The organism is Novosphingobium sp. SG720, from assembly GCF_012275365.1.
GTDB lineage: Bacteria > Pseudomonadota > Alphaproteobacteria > Sphingomonadales > Sphingomonadaceae > Novosphingobium > Novosphingobium rhizosphaerae.
Window position 1 is genome coordinate 1,257,638 of the sequence record NZ_JAAZQN010000001.1, and the last position, 15,394, is coordinate 1,273,031.

The 15,394-nt window shown below is 65.9% G+C and carries 16 protein-coding genes and 3 tRNA genes; 13 read left to right on the plus strand and 6 right to left on the minus strand.

Annotated elements, in window-relative coordinates; translation table 11 throughout:
• Positions 1 to 48: 48 nt before the first annotated feature.
• The 3 genes from thyA to FHW94_RS05705 all read left to right on the plus strand — a co-directional run bounded on the left by thyA (position 49) and on the right by FHW94_RS05705 (position 1,418).
• The gene (gene thyA / locus FHW94_RS05695; RefSeq protein WP_168554730.1) at positions 49 to 1,014 is read left to right on the plus strand and encodes a thymidylate synthase; all 966 of its coding nucleotides are present in this window, start codon (positions 49 to 51) and stop codon (positions 1,012 to 1,014) included.
• 118 nt (positions 1,015 to 1,132) lie between these two features.
• Positions 1,133 to 1,209, plus strand: a tRNA-Asp gene (locus FHW94_RS05700).
• A gap of 132 nt (positions 1,210 to 1,341) precedes the next feature.
• Positions 1,342 to 1,418 (plus strand) — tRNA-Asp (locus FHW94_RS05705).
• An 88-nt stretch (positions 1,419 to 1,506) separates the two neighbouring features.
• On the opposite strand, the gene FHW94_RS23175 is transcribed toward FHW94_RS05705, so the two are convergent.
• The 4 genes from FHW94_RS23175 to FHW94_RS05725 all read right to left on the minus strand — a co-directional run bounded on the left by FHW94_RS23175 (position 1,507) and on the right by FHW94_RS05725 (position 3,203).
• Positions 1,507 to 1,743, minus strand: coding sequence for a DUF2842 domain-containing protein (locus FHW94_RS23175; RefSeq protein WP_349237443.1), 237 nt, complete (start codon positions 1,741 to 1,743; stop codon positions 1,507 to 1,509).
• Position 1,744: 1 nt separating this feature from the next.
• Positions 1,745 to 2,365, minus strand: coding sequence for a 5-formyltetrahydrofolate cyclo-ligase (locus FHW94_RS05715; RefSeq protein ID WP_168554732.1), 621 nt, complete (start codon positions 2,363 to 2,365; stop codon positions 1,745 to 1,747).
• A 156-nt stretch (positions 2,366 to 2,521) separates the two neighbouring features.
• Complete coding sequence (locus FHW94_RS05720; protein ID WP_246865896.1) at positions 2,522 to 2,872, minus strand: cell division protein ZapA; 351 nt, start codon at positions 2,870 to 2,872, stop codon at positions 2,522 to 2,524.
• A 55-nt stretch (positions 2,873 to 2,927) separates the two neighbouring features.
• Entirely contained in the window at positions 2,928 to 3,203 is a 276-nt protein-coding gene (locus tag FHW94_RS05725) for a hypothetical protein (protein ID WP_168554733.1), read from the minus strand.
• Between the two features lie 248 nt (positions 3,204 to 3,451).
• Here FHW94_RS05725 and tkt point away from each other — a divergent pair, with 248 nt between their 5' ends.
• From tkt to FHW94_RS05745, 4 genes are all read left to right on the plus strand, one after another.
• On the plus strand, positions 3,452 to 5,419 hold the full coding sequence (tkt, locus tag FHW94_RS05730; protein WP_168554734.1) for a transketolase: 1,968 nt from the start codon (positions 3,452 to 3,454) through the stop codon (positions 5,417 to 5,419).
• Positions 5,420 to 5,487: 68 nt separating this feature from the next.
• A complete protein-coding gene (gene gap / locus FHW94_RS05735; RefSeq protein ID WP_168554735.1) occupies positions 5,488 to 6,495 on the plus strand; it encodes a type I glyceraldehyde-3-phosphate dehydrogenase in 1,008 nt (335 codons plus the stop codon).
• A gap of 93 nt (positions 6,496 to 6,588) precedes the next feature.
• Positions 6,589 to 7,785, plus strand: coding sequence for a phosphoglycerate kinase (locus FHW94_RS05740; RefSeq protein WP_168554736.1), 1,197 nt, complete (start codon positions 6,589 to 6,591; stop codon positions 7,783 to 7,785).
• Positions 7,786 to 7,939: 154 nt separating this feature from the next.
• A complete protein-coding gene (locus tag FHW94_RS05745; protein WP_168554737.1) occupies positions 7,940 to 8,842 on the plus strand; it encodes a fructose bisphosphate aldolase in 903 nt (300 codons plus the stop codon).
• On the opposite strand, the gene FHW94_RS05750 is transcribed toward FHW94_RS05745, so the two are convergent.
• Positions 8,832 to 9,194, minus strand: coding sequence for a hypothetical protein (locus FHW94_RS05750; protein ID WP_168554738.1), 363 nt, complete (start codon positions 9,192 to 9,194; stop codon positions 8,832 to 8,834). The two genes, FHW94_RS05745 and FHW94_RS05750, sit on opposite strands and share 11 nt — an antisense overlap.
• Before the next feature lie 91 nt (positions 9,195 to 9,285).
• Here FHW94_RS05750 and thiE point away from each other — a divergent pair, with 91 nt between their 5' ends.
• From thiE to FHW94_RS05765, 3 genes are all read left to right on the plus strand, one after another.
• The gene (thiE, locus tag FHW94_RS05755) at positions 9,286 to 9,984 is read left to right on the plus strand and encodes a thiamine phosphate synthase (RefSeq protein ID WP_168554739.1); all 699 of its coding nucleotides are present in this window, start codon (positions 9,286 to 9,288) and stop codon (positions 9,982 to 9,984) included.
• 122 nt (positions 9,985 to 10,106) lie between these two features.
• Positions 10,107 to 11,216: a L,D-transpeptidase gene (locus FHW94_RS05760; protein ID WP_168554740.1), complete on the plus strand. Its 1,110-nt coding sequence runs from the start codon at positions 10,107 to 10,109 to the stop codon at positions 11,214 to 11,216.
• Between the two features lie 83 nt (positions 11,217 to 11,299).
• A complete protein-coding gene (locus tag FHW94_RS05765) occupies positions 11,300 to 13,261 on the plus strand; it encodes an oligopeptide transporter, OPT family (protein ID WP_349237444.1) in 1,962 nt (653 codons plus the stop codon).
• A gap of 4 nt (positions 13,262 to 13,265) precedes the next feature.
• Here the strand turns inward: FHW94_RS05765 and FHW94_RS05770 are convergent, their stop codons facing one another.
• On the minus strand, positions 13,266 to 13,670 hold the full coding sequence (locus FHW94_RS05770) for a hypothetical protein (protein WP_168554742.1): 405 nt from the start codon (positions 13,668 to 13,670) through the stop codon (positions 13,266 to 13,268).
• Between the two features lie 136 nt (positions 13,671 to 13,806).
• On the opposite strand from FHW94_RS05770, the gene efp reads away from it, so the two are divergent.
• The 3 genes from efp to FHW94_RS05785 all read left to right on the plus strand — a co-directional run bounded on the left by efp (position 13,807) and on the right by FHW94_RS05785 (position 15,380).
• Complete coding sequence (gene efp / locus FHW94_RS05775) at positions 13,807 to 14,370, plus strand: elongation factor P (protein WP_054131025.1); 564 nt, start codon at positions 13,807 to 13,809, stop codon at positions 14,368 to 14,370.
• 4 nt (positions 14,371 to 14,374) lie between these two features.
• Entirely contained in the window at positions 14,375 to 15,193 is an 819-nt protein-coding gene (locus FHW94_RS05780; RefSeq protein WP_168554743.1) for an inositol monophosphatase family protein, read from the plus strand.
• A 103-nt stretch (positions 15,194 to 15,296) separates the two neighbouring features.
• Positions 15,297 to 15,380, plus strand: a tRNA-Leu gene (locus tag FHW94_RS05785).
• Positions 15,381 to 15,394 lie beyond the last annotated feature (14 nt).

Sequence of the window (15,394 nt, forward strand, 5' to 3'; positions counted from 1 at the left end):
ATCGCGCCCCGATTTGACCTTTGCGCTGGCGCACCTAAGGCTGAGGCTATGACCAGCCTGACCGAATCCCGCACCGACCACTTTGAATGGCAATACCTTGACCTGATGCGCCAGATCTGGACGCAGGGGGACGAGCGCATGGATCGCACTGGCGTTGGCACCCGCGCGGTGTTCGGGGCGCAGTTGCGGTTCGATCTGTCGGATGGGCGGGTGCCGCTGCTGTCGACCAAGCGGGTGTTCTGGAAAACCGCCACGCGCGAATTCCTGTGGTTCCTGACCGGCGACACCAATATTCGCGCGTTGTGCGCGCAAGGGGTGGAAATCTGGACCGACTGGCCGCTCGATCGCTATCGCCGTGAAACGGGCGAGGCGATCAGCAGGGCCGATTTTTCGGCACGGGTCGTGGCCGATGCCGCTTTTGCCGCGCAATGGGGCGATCTTGGCCCCGTCTATGGCAAGCAATGGGTCGATTGGCCGGTCTATGAGCCGGTGGGGCAGAACGGGGACGGGGGCGTGCTCTATCGCCGCCGCGACCAGGGCGTGAACCAGGTGGCAGACGTGGTCGATAGCCTGCGCAGCAATCCGGGCAGCCGGCGCCACATCGTGGAAGGGTGGAACGTGGCCGAGCTGGACGCGATGGCGCTGCCGCCGTGTCACAAGACCTATCAGTTCCATGTATCGGGCAATCGCCTGTCTTGCGTGCTCTATCAGCGCAGCTGCGACGTGGTGCTGGGCCTGCCTTTCAACCTGTGGGGCGCGGCGCTGTTCGTGCACATGCTGGCCCAGCAGTGCGATCTGGAGGCGGGCGAGCTCGTGTGGATGGGCGGAGATACCCACCTCTATCTCAACCATGCCGACCTGATCTCGGCGCAGTTGCAGCGCGTGCCCAGTGGTGAAGCGCCGCGGCTGGTGATCCGGCGCCGGCCCGAATCGATCTTTGCCTATGCGATCGAGGATTTCGCCGTGGAAGGCTATCATCCCCAGGGTCACCTGGCCGCGCCAGTGGCGGTTTGATCGCCCGATGTTTGTTGGCGCAGGCGTAAATTTCCACAGCTTGCTGCGAAAATTCTGCATGACCCTTTGTTGACACCCGCCGCCGCCCGGCATAGAGGCGCCTCACCCCAAGGGAACTGCGGGTGTAGCTCAGTTGGTTAGAGTGCCGGCCTGTCACGCCGGAGGTCGCGGGTTCGAGCCCCGTCACTCGCGCCATTCCCTTGGGTAAGGTATTGTTGGTCAATGAAAACCTTGCTCGAACAAGGTTTTATCGCCAGGGCCGGAAGCGGCAGTTTGGCAGTTGACAGGCAAGACCGGGCGCCTTAGAGGCGCAAACCCCAAGGGTACGCGGGTGTAGCTCAGTTGGTTAGAGTGCCGGCCTGTCACGCCGGAGGTCGCGGGTTCGAGCCCCGTCACTCGCGCCACTTGGTGGTTTTAAAAAGGCTTCCTGCGGGAAGCCTTTTTTGTTTGCGGTGTCCGTATTTGCGCTGCGTTAGGCGGTGTGCCTGGGGCTCAGCCCCAGCGGCCGGTTTCCATCCAGATCAGCAAGCGGCGCAGCGGCAGCAGCCATGCCGTGCCCAGCACCAGATAGAGCGGCACTTGCGCCAGCACCGGTAAGCCGCCGATGCGATCGCCCAGGCTCATCACAATGGCGCCATAGATCGCCAGCGCCGCCAGCAGCGCCAGGATACCCACCGGCTTGCGCCAAGTGGGCGGCGGCGGCGGGTTGAAGTGGGGGCGGCGCTCCACCTCAAAATGGCCCGTAAAGGCGCGTGGGCGTGACCACGGCGCGCAGGGGAATATCATGCGCTTGCCGGGGCAGCTCGTCCACGCACTGTGCGTCCCAGGCCATGCCGATCGGCACGGCGTCTGGATGGGCTTCAAGCCAGCGATCGTAATGGCCGCCACCCTGGCCCAGCCGCTGTCCTTGTGCGGTGAAGCCCACCAGCGGCACGAACAGCACATCGGGCTTGATTTCCGGCGCATCGGCGGCCGGTTGTCGCACGCCCCACGGATCGGGTTCCAGCACTTCATCGAGCGGGGGCACCAGCCACTGGCGAAACTGCATCGGTGCGGCCCGATCGGCAAACCAGGGCAGGGCGACGGCATGGCCGGCTTCATGGAAAAACGTGGCATAGCTCGCGGCGGGCGCTTCCCACGGGCTGGCGTTGTACAGCGCGATGGTGGAGGCGGGGGGTACCAGCGCGAGCAGCGGCGCGGGCGGGCGGCGAAACAGCAGCGCGCGCGTGCGCGGATCGAGCGCTTCCACATGGGCGCGGCGGCGCGCGCGCAGATCCTGGCGCAGCGCCTGCTTGGCGGCAATGGCTGCGCCGTCTTGGTCCGGGTATGGAGGGGGTGACGGGCCCACCATGGGTCGTTCTCCGGGAAAATCCTCTGACGCCTCAACGTCAGGTGGGGACCATGTGCCTGTGCCAGGGCCCAGGTAGGGACAGCCCCCTTGGATTTGCTTATAGCCTCAGGGATGTTTCATGCGGCGCGTGCCGGGCAGAACCCGTCACTGCGCAATCTAGGCATTCGTGGCGTCGGGCTCAAGGGGTGGCGCCAGTTTATGCGCCAGGTTTTCCACCCGCTCTGCCAACCGCGCCACGCGGGCGACCAGTTCGGGCGAGGGCGCCGCGGGCGGTGCCGGTTGTGGCGCCGGCGCTGGGCGGCTGTGCGCCTCGTGCAGTTCGTCGGCCAGCATGAGCGAGGCGAACAGCAGCATGCGCGCTTCGCCCTGGGTGGCGACGTTGCCCATGCGCCGCACGCGATCGTCGATCATGCGGCCAAGCATTTCCACGTGGGCCTCTTCGCCCGCAGCCACGGAAATGGTGAGCGACCGGCCACCAATCGTCAGAGTCACATTGGTCATCTGCATGGTCGTCGTCGTTCCCCCTGGCCTCTGGCCTTGGTGCTGCTGCCGCGCGTACCGGTTATTGCGGCAGGCTGGACAGCAACAGGTCCAGCTGCTGCAATTCCTCGGTCACGCGTTCGCGCAGCTTGCGGTGGCGCGATTTGAGCTCGGTGAGTTCGGCCTGGGCGGCCCGTTCTTCCTGCGCAGTGGCGGTGCCCTGTGCATCGGCCTGCTGACGCGCCACGACCTCTTCCAGCCGCGTCAGCGCCAGTTCCACCCGTTCGATCGCTGAAAAGAGATCGCCGTTTTCAACTGGCGCAGTGCCGTCTGCCGAATTGCCGTCCAAGATTGCCATGATTCTTGCGGTATCACACTGGCCGTTGGCTGCAAGTTCCCCTGTGTATAGATCAGGGTGCATAGATCGGGCCTACATGCGGTCTTGGCCGCAGATTGCGCTGTCAAACGCGGCTACCTGGCGTACCGGGCGATTTGTTCGGCCCCTTGTGCTTGACGCTGGCAAGCCGGGGAACCAAAGAGGCCGCGATTTCCCCGAATCAGACGCGCCCGTGCGCCGGGCGTGTGAGTAAGGACACCAACCCGAATATGACAAGCGATCCGACCGCGCTGGCACCCATGGCCAACGCGATCCGTGCGCTGGCGATGGACGCGGTCCAGGCAGCGGAATCCGGCCATCCTGGCATGCCGATGGGCATGGCAGACGTTGCCACGGTGTTGTGGTCGCGCTTTTTGAAGTTCGATCCCACCGCGCCCAAGTGGGCCGATCGCGATCGCTTCGTGCTGTCGGCGGGCCATGGCTCGATGCTGCTTTATGCGCTGCTCCACCTGTCGGGCTATCAACAGCCGACGATGGATGACATCCGCAATTTCCGCCAGCTCAACAGCCCTTGCGCCGGCCATCCGGAAAACTTCCTGCTGCCCGGCGTGGAATGCACCACCGGGCCGCTGGGCCAGGGCTTTGCCATGGCCGTGGGTATGGCGATGGCCGAACGCCACCTCAATGCCCAGTTCGGCGACGACCTGGTCGATCACCGCACCTGGGTGGTGGCCGGCGATGGCTGCCTGATGGAAGGCATCAACCACGAAGCGGTGGGCCTGGCCGGCACGCTGGGCCTTGGGCGCCTGGTCGTGTTGTGGGACAACAACAAGATCACCATCGACGGGGATACTTCGCTCTCGACCAGCGAAGATATCCTCGCCCGCTACCGCGCCAGCGGCTGGCACACCGAAGATTGCGACGGCCACGATTTCGCCGATATCGAGCGCGCGATTGCCGCCGCCATGGCCGACGATCGCCCCTCGCTCATCTCGTGCCGCACGGTGATCGGCAAGGGCGCGCCCAACAAGCAGGGCGGCCACAACGTCCACGGCGCGCCGCTGGGCAAGGACGAGATTGCCGCCGCGCGCGAATATCTCGGCTGGACGGCCGCGCCGTTCGAAATCCCCGCAGACATCCTCAGCCATTGGCGCGCCACGGGCGACGCTGGCCGCGATCTGCGCGCCGAATGGGAAGGGCGCCTGGCTGCCAACCCGCAAGGCACCGAACTGATGCGCCGCATGGCGGGCGAACTGCCCTCGGGCGAGGAAGCCGGCCTGGCCTTTGGCGAATGGCTGGGCAAGACCCAGAACATCGCCTCGCGCAAGGCGTCGGAACTCGCGCTTGAAGTGCTCACCCCGTTGGTGCCCGAAATGGTCGGCGGCTCGGCCGACCTGACCGGTTCCAACAACACCAAGACCAAGGCCACCACGCCGTTCGGCCCGGCCGACTATGCCGGCCGCTATGTCTATTACGGCATTCGCGAATTCGGCATGGCTGCGGCGATGAACGGCATGGCCTTGCATGGCGGGATTATCCCGTACGGCGGCACCTTCCTGGTCTTTGCCGACTACTGCCGCAATGCGATCCGCATGTCTGCGCTCCAGCATGCGCGGGTGATCTATGTGCTCACGCACGATTCCATCGGCCTGGGCGAGGATGGCCCCACGCACCAGCCGATCGAAACGGTGATGAGCCTGCGCATGATCCCCAATCTCCAGGTGTTCCGCCCGGCCGATGCGGTGGAAACCGCCGAATGCTGGAACCTGGCGCTGGCTTCGCCCACGACGCCGTCCGTCCTGGCGCTCACCCGCCAGAACCTGCCGCAGCTGCGCCACGATGGTGCGATGCTCAGCGCACAGGGCGCCTATCGCCTGGTTGCCGCCAGTGCCGCGCGCAAGGTCGTGCTGCTGGCCACCGGTTCGGAAGTGTCCATTGCGGTTGACGTGGCCAAGGCGCTGGAAGACAAGGGCATCGGCGCCGACGTCGTGTCGATGCCAAGCTGGGAACTGTTCGAAGCTCAGGACGAAGCCTACAAGGCAGACCTGATCCCGGCCGACGTGCTCAAGGTCTCGATCGAGGCGGGCACCACGTTCGGCTGGCAGAAGTATGTCGGCGATGGCCTGGCCATCGGCATCGACAGCTTCGGCGCTTCGGCCCCGGCCCCGGTGCTTTACGATCACTTCGGCCTGACCGCGGCCAAGATCGTGCCGCAAGTTCTCGAACGGCTCGGGTAATCGCCCGGGCCGCTCGGCCTCTCATCATGCCAATCCATTCGGTGTCTTCAATTCGAAGGAGTAAGACCATGGCGACCAAGGTTGCAATCAACGGTTTCGGGCGTATCGGCCGCAATGTGGCGCGTGCCATTCTCGAACGGCCCGACTGTGGCCTGGAACTGGTCGCCATCAACGACCTGGCCAGCGCCAAGGCCAATGCCCTGCTGTTCAAGCGTGACAGCGTGCATGGCGCCTATCCGGGCACTGTCGAAGTGGACGGCAACGACCTGGTGATCGACGGCAAGCGCATCAAGGTGACGGCCGAGCGTGACCCGGCCAAGCTGCCGCACGCCGAATTCGGCATCGACATCGCGCTCGAATGCACCGGCTTCTTCACCGATCGTGAAGGCGGCCTCAAGCACATCGAAGCCGGCGCCAAGCGCGTGCTGATCTCGGCCCCGGCCAAGAACGTCGATCTCACCGTCGTGTTCGGCGTGAACCACGACAAGCTGACCGCCGATCACCTGATCGTGTCGAATGCTTCGTGCACCACCAACTGCCTGGCGCCGTTTGCCAAGGTGCTCAACGATGCCATCGGCATCGAACGTGGCCTGATGACCACGGTGCACAGCTACACCAACGACCAAAAGATCCTGGACCAGATCCACTCCGACCCGCGCCGTTCGCGCGCCGCGGCGATGAGCATGATCCCCACCACCACCGGTGCCGCGCGCGCCGTGGGCGAAGTGCTGCCCGAACTCAAGGGCAAGCTCGATGGTTCGGCCATCCGCGTGCCGACCCCCAACGTCTCGGTGGTGGACCTCACGTTCCAGCCCAAGCGCGATACGACCAAGGAAGAAGTCAACGCGCTGCTCAAGGCAGCGGCCGAAGGCCCGCTCAAGGGCGTGCTGGCCTATAGCGAAGAACCGCTGGTCTCGATCGACTACAACCACGATGCCCATTCCTCGACCGTCGACAGCCTGGAAACGGCCGTGATCGATGGCAAGCTGGTGCGCGTGCTTTCGTGGTACGACAACGAATGGGGCTTCTCCAACCGCATGGTCGATACGGCCGGCGCGATGGGCAAGCTGATCTAATCGCCTGAAATGCGAAGGCCCGGCCCCGCGCGTCTGCTTTGAGAGCAGCGGCGGGTGCCGGGCCTTTTCCTTGTGGAACAGGGGTATAGCGCCATGACTTTCAAGACTCTCGATGATCTGGGCGATGTCGCCGGCAAGGCCGTGCTGGTGCGCGAGGATCTCAACGTGCCGATGGCCGACGGCCAGGTGACCGACGATACCCGCCTGCGCGCAGCTGTGCCGACGCTGACCGAACTGGCCGACAAGGGCGCCAAGGTGCTGATCCTGGCCCACTTCGGCCGCCCCAAGGGTGAACGCAGCGAAGCCAACTCGCTCCGCCAGGTCGTGCCCGCGCTGAGCCACGTGCTGGGCCGCCCGGTCGCTTTTATAGACGATTGCGCCGGCGAAGCGGCGGCTGCTGCGGTGGCTGCGCTCGACAACGGCACCATCGCCGTCCTGGAAAACACCCGCTTCCACAAGGGCGAGGAAAAGAACGACCCCGATCTGGTCGCGGCGATCGCCACGCTGGGCCAGGTCTATGTCAACGATGCCTTCTCGGCCGCGCACCGCGCCCATGCTTCCACCGAAGGCCTGGCCAAGGCCCTGCCGGCCTATGCCGGGCGCGCCATGCAGGCCGAACTCGAAGCGCTGGAAAAGGCGCTGGGCAAGCCGGTGAAGCCGGTCGCCGCCGTGGTTGGCGGGGCGAAGGTTTCGACCAAGCTCGACGTGCTCAAGCATCTGGTGTCCAAGGTCGATCACCTGATCATCGGTGGCGGCATGGCCAACACGTTCCTGGCCGCGCGCGGCGTGGACGTGGGCAAGTCGCTGTGCGAGCACGACCTGACCGGAACTGCCGAGGAAATCCTCGACAATGCCGACAAGGCCGGCTGCACCGTGCACCTGCCCTATGATGTCGTGCTGTCCAAGGAATTCGCGGCCAATCCGCCCAGCCTGCGCACCGCCAACGTGCACGAGGTGGGCGCCGACGAAATGATCCTCGACGTCGGCCCGGCAGCGGTCGAAGCGCTGGGCGACGTGCTCAAGACCTGCCGCACGCTGGTGTGGAACGGGCCGCTCGGCGCGTTCGAGATTGCCCCGTTCGATGCCGCCACGGTGGCCCTGGCCAAGACCGCAGCCGCGCTCACCAAGGAAGGCTCGCTGGTGTCGGTGGCCGGTGGCGGGGATACCGTCGCGGCGCTCAACCACGCTGGCGTGGCGGCAGATTTCTCTTATATCTCAACTGCTGGCGGCGCTTTCCTCGAATGGATGGAAGGCAAGGAACTGCCCGGCGTGGCCGCCCTGGAAGCCTGATCGCAACTTTTTTGCAGGCGCGTGTTGCAGTGCAGCGCGCGCCTGTTTATTGCGTGGATGTGCATAGGTATGCGCGGCCAGATTCGCCACCTGCCAGATAGCCCTTTCCACGGCGGCGCCTTGGCGTTGCTCACCCAGATCCACAGGACCGATCATGAACCACGCTGAAATGACCGAAAAGATGGCTGCCGGACATGGCTTTATCGCCGCGCTGGACCAGAGCGGCGGTTCGACGCCCAAGGCGCTCAAGGGCTATGGCGTGGAAGAAAGCGCCTATTCCAACGACGAGGAAATGTTCGGGCTGATCCACGAGATGCGCAGCCGCATCATTCGTTCGGCCGTGTTCAACGGCGACAAGGTGATCGGCGCGATCCTGTTCGAACGCACCATGGATGGCACGGTTGATGGCAAGCCCGTTCCCACCGCGCTGATCGAAAAGGGCGTGGTGCCGTTCATCAAGGTGGACAAGGGCCTGGAAGACGAAGCCAATGGCGTCCAGCTGATGAAGCCGTTGCCCGAGCTTGACGCGCTGGTGGCGCGGTCAAAGGCGCTGGGCGTGTTCGGCACCAAGGAACGCTCGGTGATCCACTCGGCCAATGCCGAGGGCATTGCCGCCGTGGTCAAGCAGCAGTTCGAGGTGGGCCTGCAGATCCTGGCCGGCGGCCTGATGCCGATCATCGAGCCTGAAGTGAACATCAAGAGCGAAACGCGCGAAGCCTGCGACACCATCCTGCGCGACGAGATCCTCAAGGCGCTCGATGCCCTGCCCGAAGGCACCCGCGTGATGCTCAAGCTGTCGCTGCCCAAGGTTCCGGGCACGTTCGATGCGCTGGTCGATCATCCGGCAGTCCTGCGCGTGGTCGCACTGTCGGGTGGCTATGCCCGTCCGGAAGCCTGCGTCGAACTGTCCAAGAACCGCGGCATCATCGCCAGCTTCAGCCGCGCGCTGCTCGAAGACCTGCGTTATCAGATGAGCGAAGCGGAATTCGACGCGGCGCTCGGTGGCGCTATCGACGAAATCTTTGCCGGCTCGACCCAGAAGCTGGTTACGGCCTGACCGCACTGAAATGAAACCGCCATGCGCCCGGCAGGATCCGCCTGTCGGTGCGCTTGGCGGGATCGGCGCTGTCCAGCACCACGCCCGCAGCGTCGGGCTTGCCCAGTTCCAGATTGCGCATGTCGCGTCCCACGCGCGCTTGCACGATCAGCCGGCCAGCCACGATGCAGCGGGCGTTTTCCGGGCAGCGACTGTCTTCCACCACGGCCAGCGGGCGCACGGTCAGCGCACCGACGCGCGTGGTTTCGCCCAGCCGCGCCATGCCATCGCTGCGCGGCTCCTGCGGCAGCGTGGCACAGGCGCCAATCGCGATCAGCGATAGCAGCGGCAAAAGCGGGGGCAGGGTCCTCATGGACCATGCAATGCGCTGCAACAGACGCGGTTCCCGGCCGTTTTGGCGCAAAAAGTGGACGCGCAAGGGCGAAACGGTTAGGGGCGGCGCCATGACCGACCTTGCCAGCCAGCTTTACCTGATTTCGCCGCTCGACGTGGGCGGCACCTTTGCCGATCGCCTGGCCCGTGCGCTCGACGGCGGGCCGGTGGCGGCGTTCCAGTTCCGCGTCAAGGATGTGGACGAGCACACGGCCGCCAAGCTTGCCGATCCGCTCCAGCGCATTTGCGCGGATCGCGACGTGGCGTTCATCGTCAACGATTCGATCAGCCTGGCCAAGCGTCTTGGCGCCGATGGCGTGCACCTGGGGCAGGACGATGGCAGCGCGGCCGACGCGCGCCAACGCCTGGGGCGCGACGTGCAGATCGGCGTGACGTGCAACAACAGCCGCCACCTGGCGATGGAAGCGGGCGAGGCGGGCGCCGATTACGTGGCGTTCGGCGCGTTTTTTCCCAGTGGCACCAAGGAAACCAAGCACCGCGCCGCGCCCGAACTGCTCGCCTGGTGGTCGGCCGTGTTCGAATTGCCCTGTGTTGCCATCGGCGGGATCACCCAGGAAAATTGCGCCCCGCTGGTAACCGCCGGCGCCGATTTCCTGGCCGTGAGCGGGGCAGTTTGGGCCAATGCCCAGGGGCTTGACGAAGCCGCCGCGGTGGCGGCTTTCGCACGCGCGATCGGCGATGCGCCGCCGCGCAGCACCGAAGGCCTGGGCGACGTTCGCGCGGATGACGCCGACGTCGAGGCGGACTGACCTGCGCGACCGCGTTTGCGCGGGAACCTGGGAACCATCGCGGAACGTGTTGATTGTGGCGTGGCAATGCCGCGCCACGCCTGCCGTCCTGCGGCCTGACTGACCCCTTGCACGGAGACCCGATGACACGCGAACGCCGGCTTGCCGCTTCCGCCTTGATTTCCCTCGCTGCCCTGGCCCTTGCCACTTCTGCCTGCAACCGTTCCGCGCCCGATACCGCGTCCAGCGACGCAGCGAGCGCCACAGCCGCGCTGCCCGGCGCCGACAGCATGGCGTCGAACGATGCCGGCCCCGGCGAGGCGGCGGGCATGCACGACGATCGGCCTCGTCCCGAAATGCAGGCCCAGGTCCTGCTCGAACGGGCCGGCTTTGCACCCAGCGTGATCGACGGCACGATCAACCCATCCACGCGCAACGCCCTGCGCGCGTTCCAGCAGGCCAATGACCTGCCCCAGACCGGGTTGCTCGACGATGCCACGCGCGCGATCCTGTCGCGCCAAAGCAATGTCCCCGCCACGCGCATGGTGACCATTCCGGCCAGCTTTGCCGCGGGCCCCTTTGCCCCGTTGCCGCACGATCCCGCCGCCCAGGCCAAGCTGCCCGCGCTTGGCTATGCCAGCCTCGATGAAAAGCTCGCGGAGCGGTTCCACACCACGCCCGAAGTGCTCCATGCGCTCAACCCCGGCGCGCCGCCGTTTGCCGCCGGGGCCAAGCTGCGCGTGCCCAATGTCGGGGCCGACGCGATCGATCCTGCACAAGTGGCCGATCCTGCCTGGCGCCAGACCCTGGCCGATCTTGGCGTGGGCACCGATGAACCGCATGCCGCCCGTATCGTGGTGAGCCGCAAGGCCGGCACGCTTTCGGTATATGATGGGCAGGGCGCGCTGGTCGCGCTGTTCACCGTCACCACCGGATCGGCGCACGATCCGCTGCCGCTGGGCAACTGGAAGATCTACGGTGTCGATCACAATCCCAAGTATCATTTCAATCCCGACTTGTTCTGGGACGTTTCCGATAAAAAGCCCGATGCCCTGTTGCCGTCTGGCCCCAACAGCCCGGTGGGCGTGGTGTGGATCGATCTGTCCAAGCCGCACTATGGCATCCACGGAACGCCCGAGCCGGCGATGATCGGCCACACCGAAAGCCATGGCTGTGTGCGCCTGACCAATTGGAACGCCGCGCGCCTGGCGCAGATGGTGAGCCAGGAAACCAAGGTGGAATTCGTTGCCTGAGCCTTGGGCCTGATCTTCCTTTTGCCGCCGCGCCGTGCCACACCGCGCGGTGGAGCCAGGTTGGCGGCAAGAAGGATGCAATGGTGGCAAGCGGTAGCAATCCCAGCGAATTGACGGCGCGCGAACTAACCTGGCGCGGTGTGGCGCTGGGCGCGGCGCTGACGGTGATCTTCACCGCGGCCAATGTCTATCTGGGCCTGCGTATCGGCCTTACGTTTGCCACCTCGATCCCCGCGGCGGTGATTTCCATGGCGATCCTGCGCCTCTTGCCGGGATCGACCATCCAGGAAAACAACATCGTTCAGACCATCGCCAGCTCGGCCGGCACGCTTTCGGCGATCGTCTTCGTGCTGCCGGGCCTGGTCATGGTGGGCTGGTGGACCGGGTTTCCCTATTGGCAATCGGTGGCGGTCATCGCCATCGGCGGCATTCTGGGGGTGATGTATTCGGTCCCGCTGCGCCGCGCGCTGGTGACCGGGTCAGACCTGCCCTATCCCGAAGGCGTCGCGGCGGCCGAAGTGCTCAAGGTGGGTGCGGGCGAGGGCGGCACCGAGGAAAACCGGCGCGGGCTGGCCGCGGTTGCCACCGGCACCGGGCTGTCCGTCGCTTATCCGCTGCTCGCCAAGCTGGGCCTGGTGGCCGAGGAAGCGAGCGGCGTGTTTCGCTTTGCCGGCGGCGCAACCACCGCGGGCGGCGGCCTTTCGCTGGCGCTGATCGGGGTGGGGCACCTGGTGGGCCTGGCCGTGGGCCTGGCAATCTTGACCGGCGTGATCATCGGCTTTGGCGTGCTGCTGCCGATCTACACTGCCGGCGGTCCGCCCGCAGGCACCGAACTGGCCGATTTCGTTTCGACCGTGTTTCGCGCCAAGATACGCTTCATCGGCGCCGGCACGATCGGCGTTGCCGCGATCTGGACTTTGCTGCGCGTGATCGGGCCGATCGTGCGGGGCATCGCCGGGGCGCTGGCGGCCAGCCGTGCCCGCGCGGCCGATGGCTATGCCGGCTTGGCGCTGACCGAGCGCGACCTGCCGATCGGGCTGGTTGGCGGCACCATCCTCGTGCTGATGGCGCCGATCGCCCTGCTGCTCGCCAATTTCGCCAGCAGCGGCCCCGTGGCCGAGCATCTGGGTACCACGCTGCTGGCAGCGGTAGCCTATGTCCTGGTGGCAGGTGTCGTGATCGCTTCGGTCTGCGGCTATATGGCCGGCCTGATCGGCGCTTCGAACAGCCCGATCTCGGGCGTGGGCATCCTTGCCGCGCTGGGCATTGCGCTTGTCCTGCTCGCGCTGTTCGGGCACCTGGCCGATCCCGCCGCAGGCAAGGCGCTGGTCGCGTTCGCACTGTTCGTCACCGCGCTGGTGTTTGGCGTGGCAACCATTTCCAACGACAACTTGCAAGACCTCAAGACCGGCGAACTCGTCGGCGCTACGCCTTGGCGGCAGCAGGTGGCGCTGGTGCTGGGCGTAGTATTCGGCGCGGTGGTGATCCCGCCGATCCTGACGCTGCTCAACGGTACGTTCGGCTTTGTCGGCGCGCCCGGTGCTGGCCCCAATGCGCTGGCCGCGCCCCAGGCCGCGCTGATTTCCGCGATTATCCAGGGCGTGCTGGGCCAGGGGCTCGATTGGAACCTCATCGCGCTCGGTGCGGCGATCGGCGCAGGCGCCATTGCCATCGACGAGGGTTTGCGCGCCACCGGCCGGGGCTCGTTGCCGCCGCTCGCCGTTGGCATGGGCATGTACCTGCCGATGCCCACCACCCTGCCGGTGGTGCTGGGCGCCGTGCTGGGCCATCTCTACAACCGCTGGGCCATGCGGCAGGCCGATCCTGCGCTGGCCGAGCGCATGGGCGTGCTGACTGCAACGGGCCTGATCGTGGGCGACGGGCTGTTCAACATTGCCTTTGCCGCCATCGTTGCCGGCAGCGGCAAGGCCGATGTGATGACCGTGCTGGCCAGCAATCCCTGGGCCATGCCGCTCGGGCTTGTCCTGTTCGGCGCTATCGTGGCCTTTGCCTATGCCCGCATGGCGCGGGGCGGGCGGGCCTGAACGCTCAGTTGGCGCCGTTCACCGTGGCTTCGGGTGCGTCGGCAAAGCCGCCACTGGCCGCGCCCTTGCGGGAACAGCGCACGCCCGTGCGCTTGCCATGGGCATCGAGCTGCAGGACCGTGTTGGGCCCTTGCGCTTCGTAGCTGTGCCCGTTGAGCGGGCCGGAAGTGAACACCATGGCCTTGCCCAGCAGCAGATAGGTGCCGCCGCCCTTGCCATCGGGCGTGCGATAGCTGGAATCGGGCGTGATGCGAAAACCTTCGCCCGGCACCTGGCGCGGCTGGGCCGCGGCGTCACCGGGGTATTCGCAGGTCCAGTGGCCATTGTGCAAGGTGCCAAGGTCGCCGCCGGGAGCGGCGCTGGCCGGGGTGGGGGCCAGCGATGCGGCCAGCATCAGGGTCATGGCCATGAGGGGGGCCGCCAGGGAAGCATTGCAAGCGCGCAGGGTCATGGCCGCAGGGGCTAGCATGCAACAGCGGCTTGAAGCAATCGGCCACCTCGGCTAAGGCGCGGCCTTTCCTACTTTGGTCAGGGCTCTTTCCATCATGAAGATCAGCGGCGTGGACATCCGTCCGGGCAACATCCTGGAATACGAAAAAGGCATCTGGAAAGTTGCCAAGACCCAGCACACCCAGCCCGGCAAGGGCGGCGCGTTCATGCAGGTCGAAATGAAGAACCTGATCGATGGCCGCAAGACCAACGTGCGCTTCCGCAGCGCCGACACGGTCGAGCGCGTGCGCCTCGATACCAAGGACTTCCAGTTCCTTTATGCCGAAGGCGAAGACCTGGTGTTCATGGACGTGGAAACCTACGACCAGATCACGCTGCCGAGCGATCTTCTGGGTGACGCCGCCGCGTTCCTCCAGGACGGCATGACCGTCCTGCTCGAAATGTACGACGAGCGCCCGATCTCCGTCGAACTGCCCGAAACCGTGGAAGCCACCATCGTCGAAGCCGATGCCGTGGTGAAGGGCCAGACCGCCTCTTCGTCCTACAAGCCGGCCGTGCTCGACAACGGCGTGCGCATCCTGGTGCCGCCGCACATCGAAAGCGGCACGCGCATCGTGGTGGACGTCTACGAGCGTTCCTACGTCGGCAAGGCGGGCTGATCCCATGGCGATTTCCGGTCTAGTCCGGGTGATGGAGCGTGCCGCGCGCAAGGCCGGCACGCGTCTGCGCCGCGATTTCGGCGAAGTCGAACACCTTCAGGTCAGCCGCAAGGGCCCGGCCGACTTCGTTTCGAAGGCGGACCAGGCTTCGGAACGCACGATCTACGAAGAACTGCGCGCCGCGCGCCCCGACTGGGGCTTCGTGATGGAAGAAGAAGGCGTTGTGGAAGGTGATCCCACCAAGCCGCGCTGGATCATCGATCCGCTCGATGGCACCACCAACTTCCTCCACGGCATCCCGCATTTCGCCATCTCGATCGCGGTGCAGGAAGCCGCCGCCGATGGTTCGGGTTGGGGCGACGTGATCGCCGGCATCGTCTACCAGCCGATGACCGACGAAAGCTTCTGGGCCGAAAAGTCCCGTGGCGCCTGGCTGCAGGATCGCCGCCTGCGCGTTTCGGCGCGCCGCAATCTCGATGATTCGGTCATTGCCACCGGCATTCCGTTCCTTGGCTATGGCGACATGGGCGAATGGACGCGGGTCTATCACGAAATCGGCATGCGCGTGGCCGGCATCCGCCGCTTCGGCGCCGCTTCGCTCGATCTCGCCTGGGTGGCGGCGGGCCGTTACGACGGGTTCTGGGAAAGCAATCTCAAGCCCTGGGACACGGCGGCCGGGTGCCTGCTCGTGCGCGAGGCGGGCGGCTTCGTTTCGGACTATCGCGGCCGTTCGCAGCCGATCTGCGATGAAACCGTGCTGGCCGCCAACGATGCGCTGCATTCGCGCCTGCACAAGCTGGTCGCCACCGCGCTCAAGAACTAAGGCCGGTGGCCACGCCGGCAAGGTGTGGATTTCCAACCGATCCGGTGTGTGCCGGGTTGAACCTTTTTGCCGGGGCCGCTAAAGCGCCCCGGCAAGCTGCAGTGCCCCTGTGGTGGAATGGTAGACGCGACCGACTCAAAATCGGTTGTCGAAAGACGTGCCCGTTCGAGTCGGGCCAGGGGCACCATTCCTTCCGGCCGA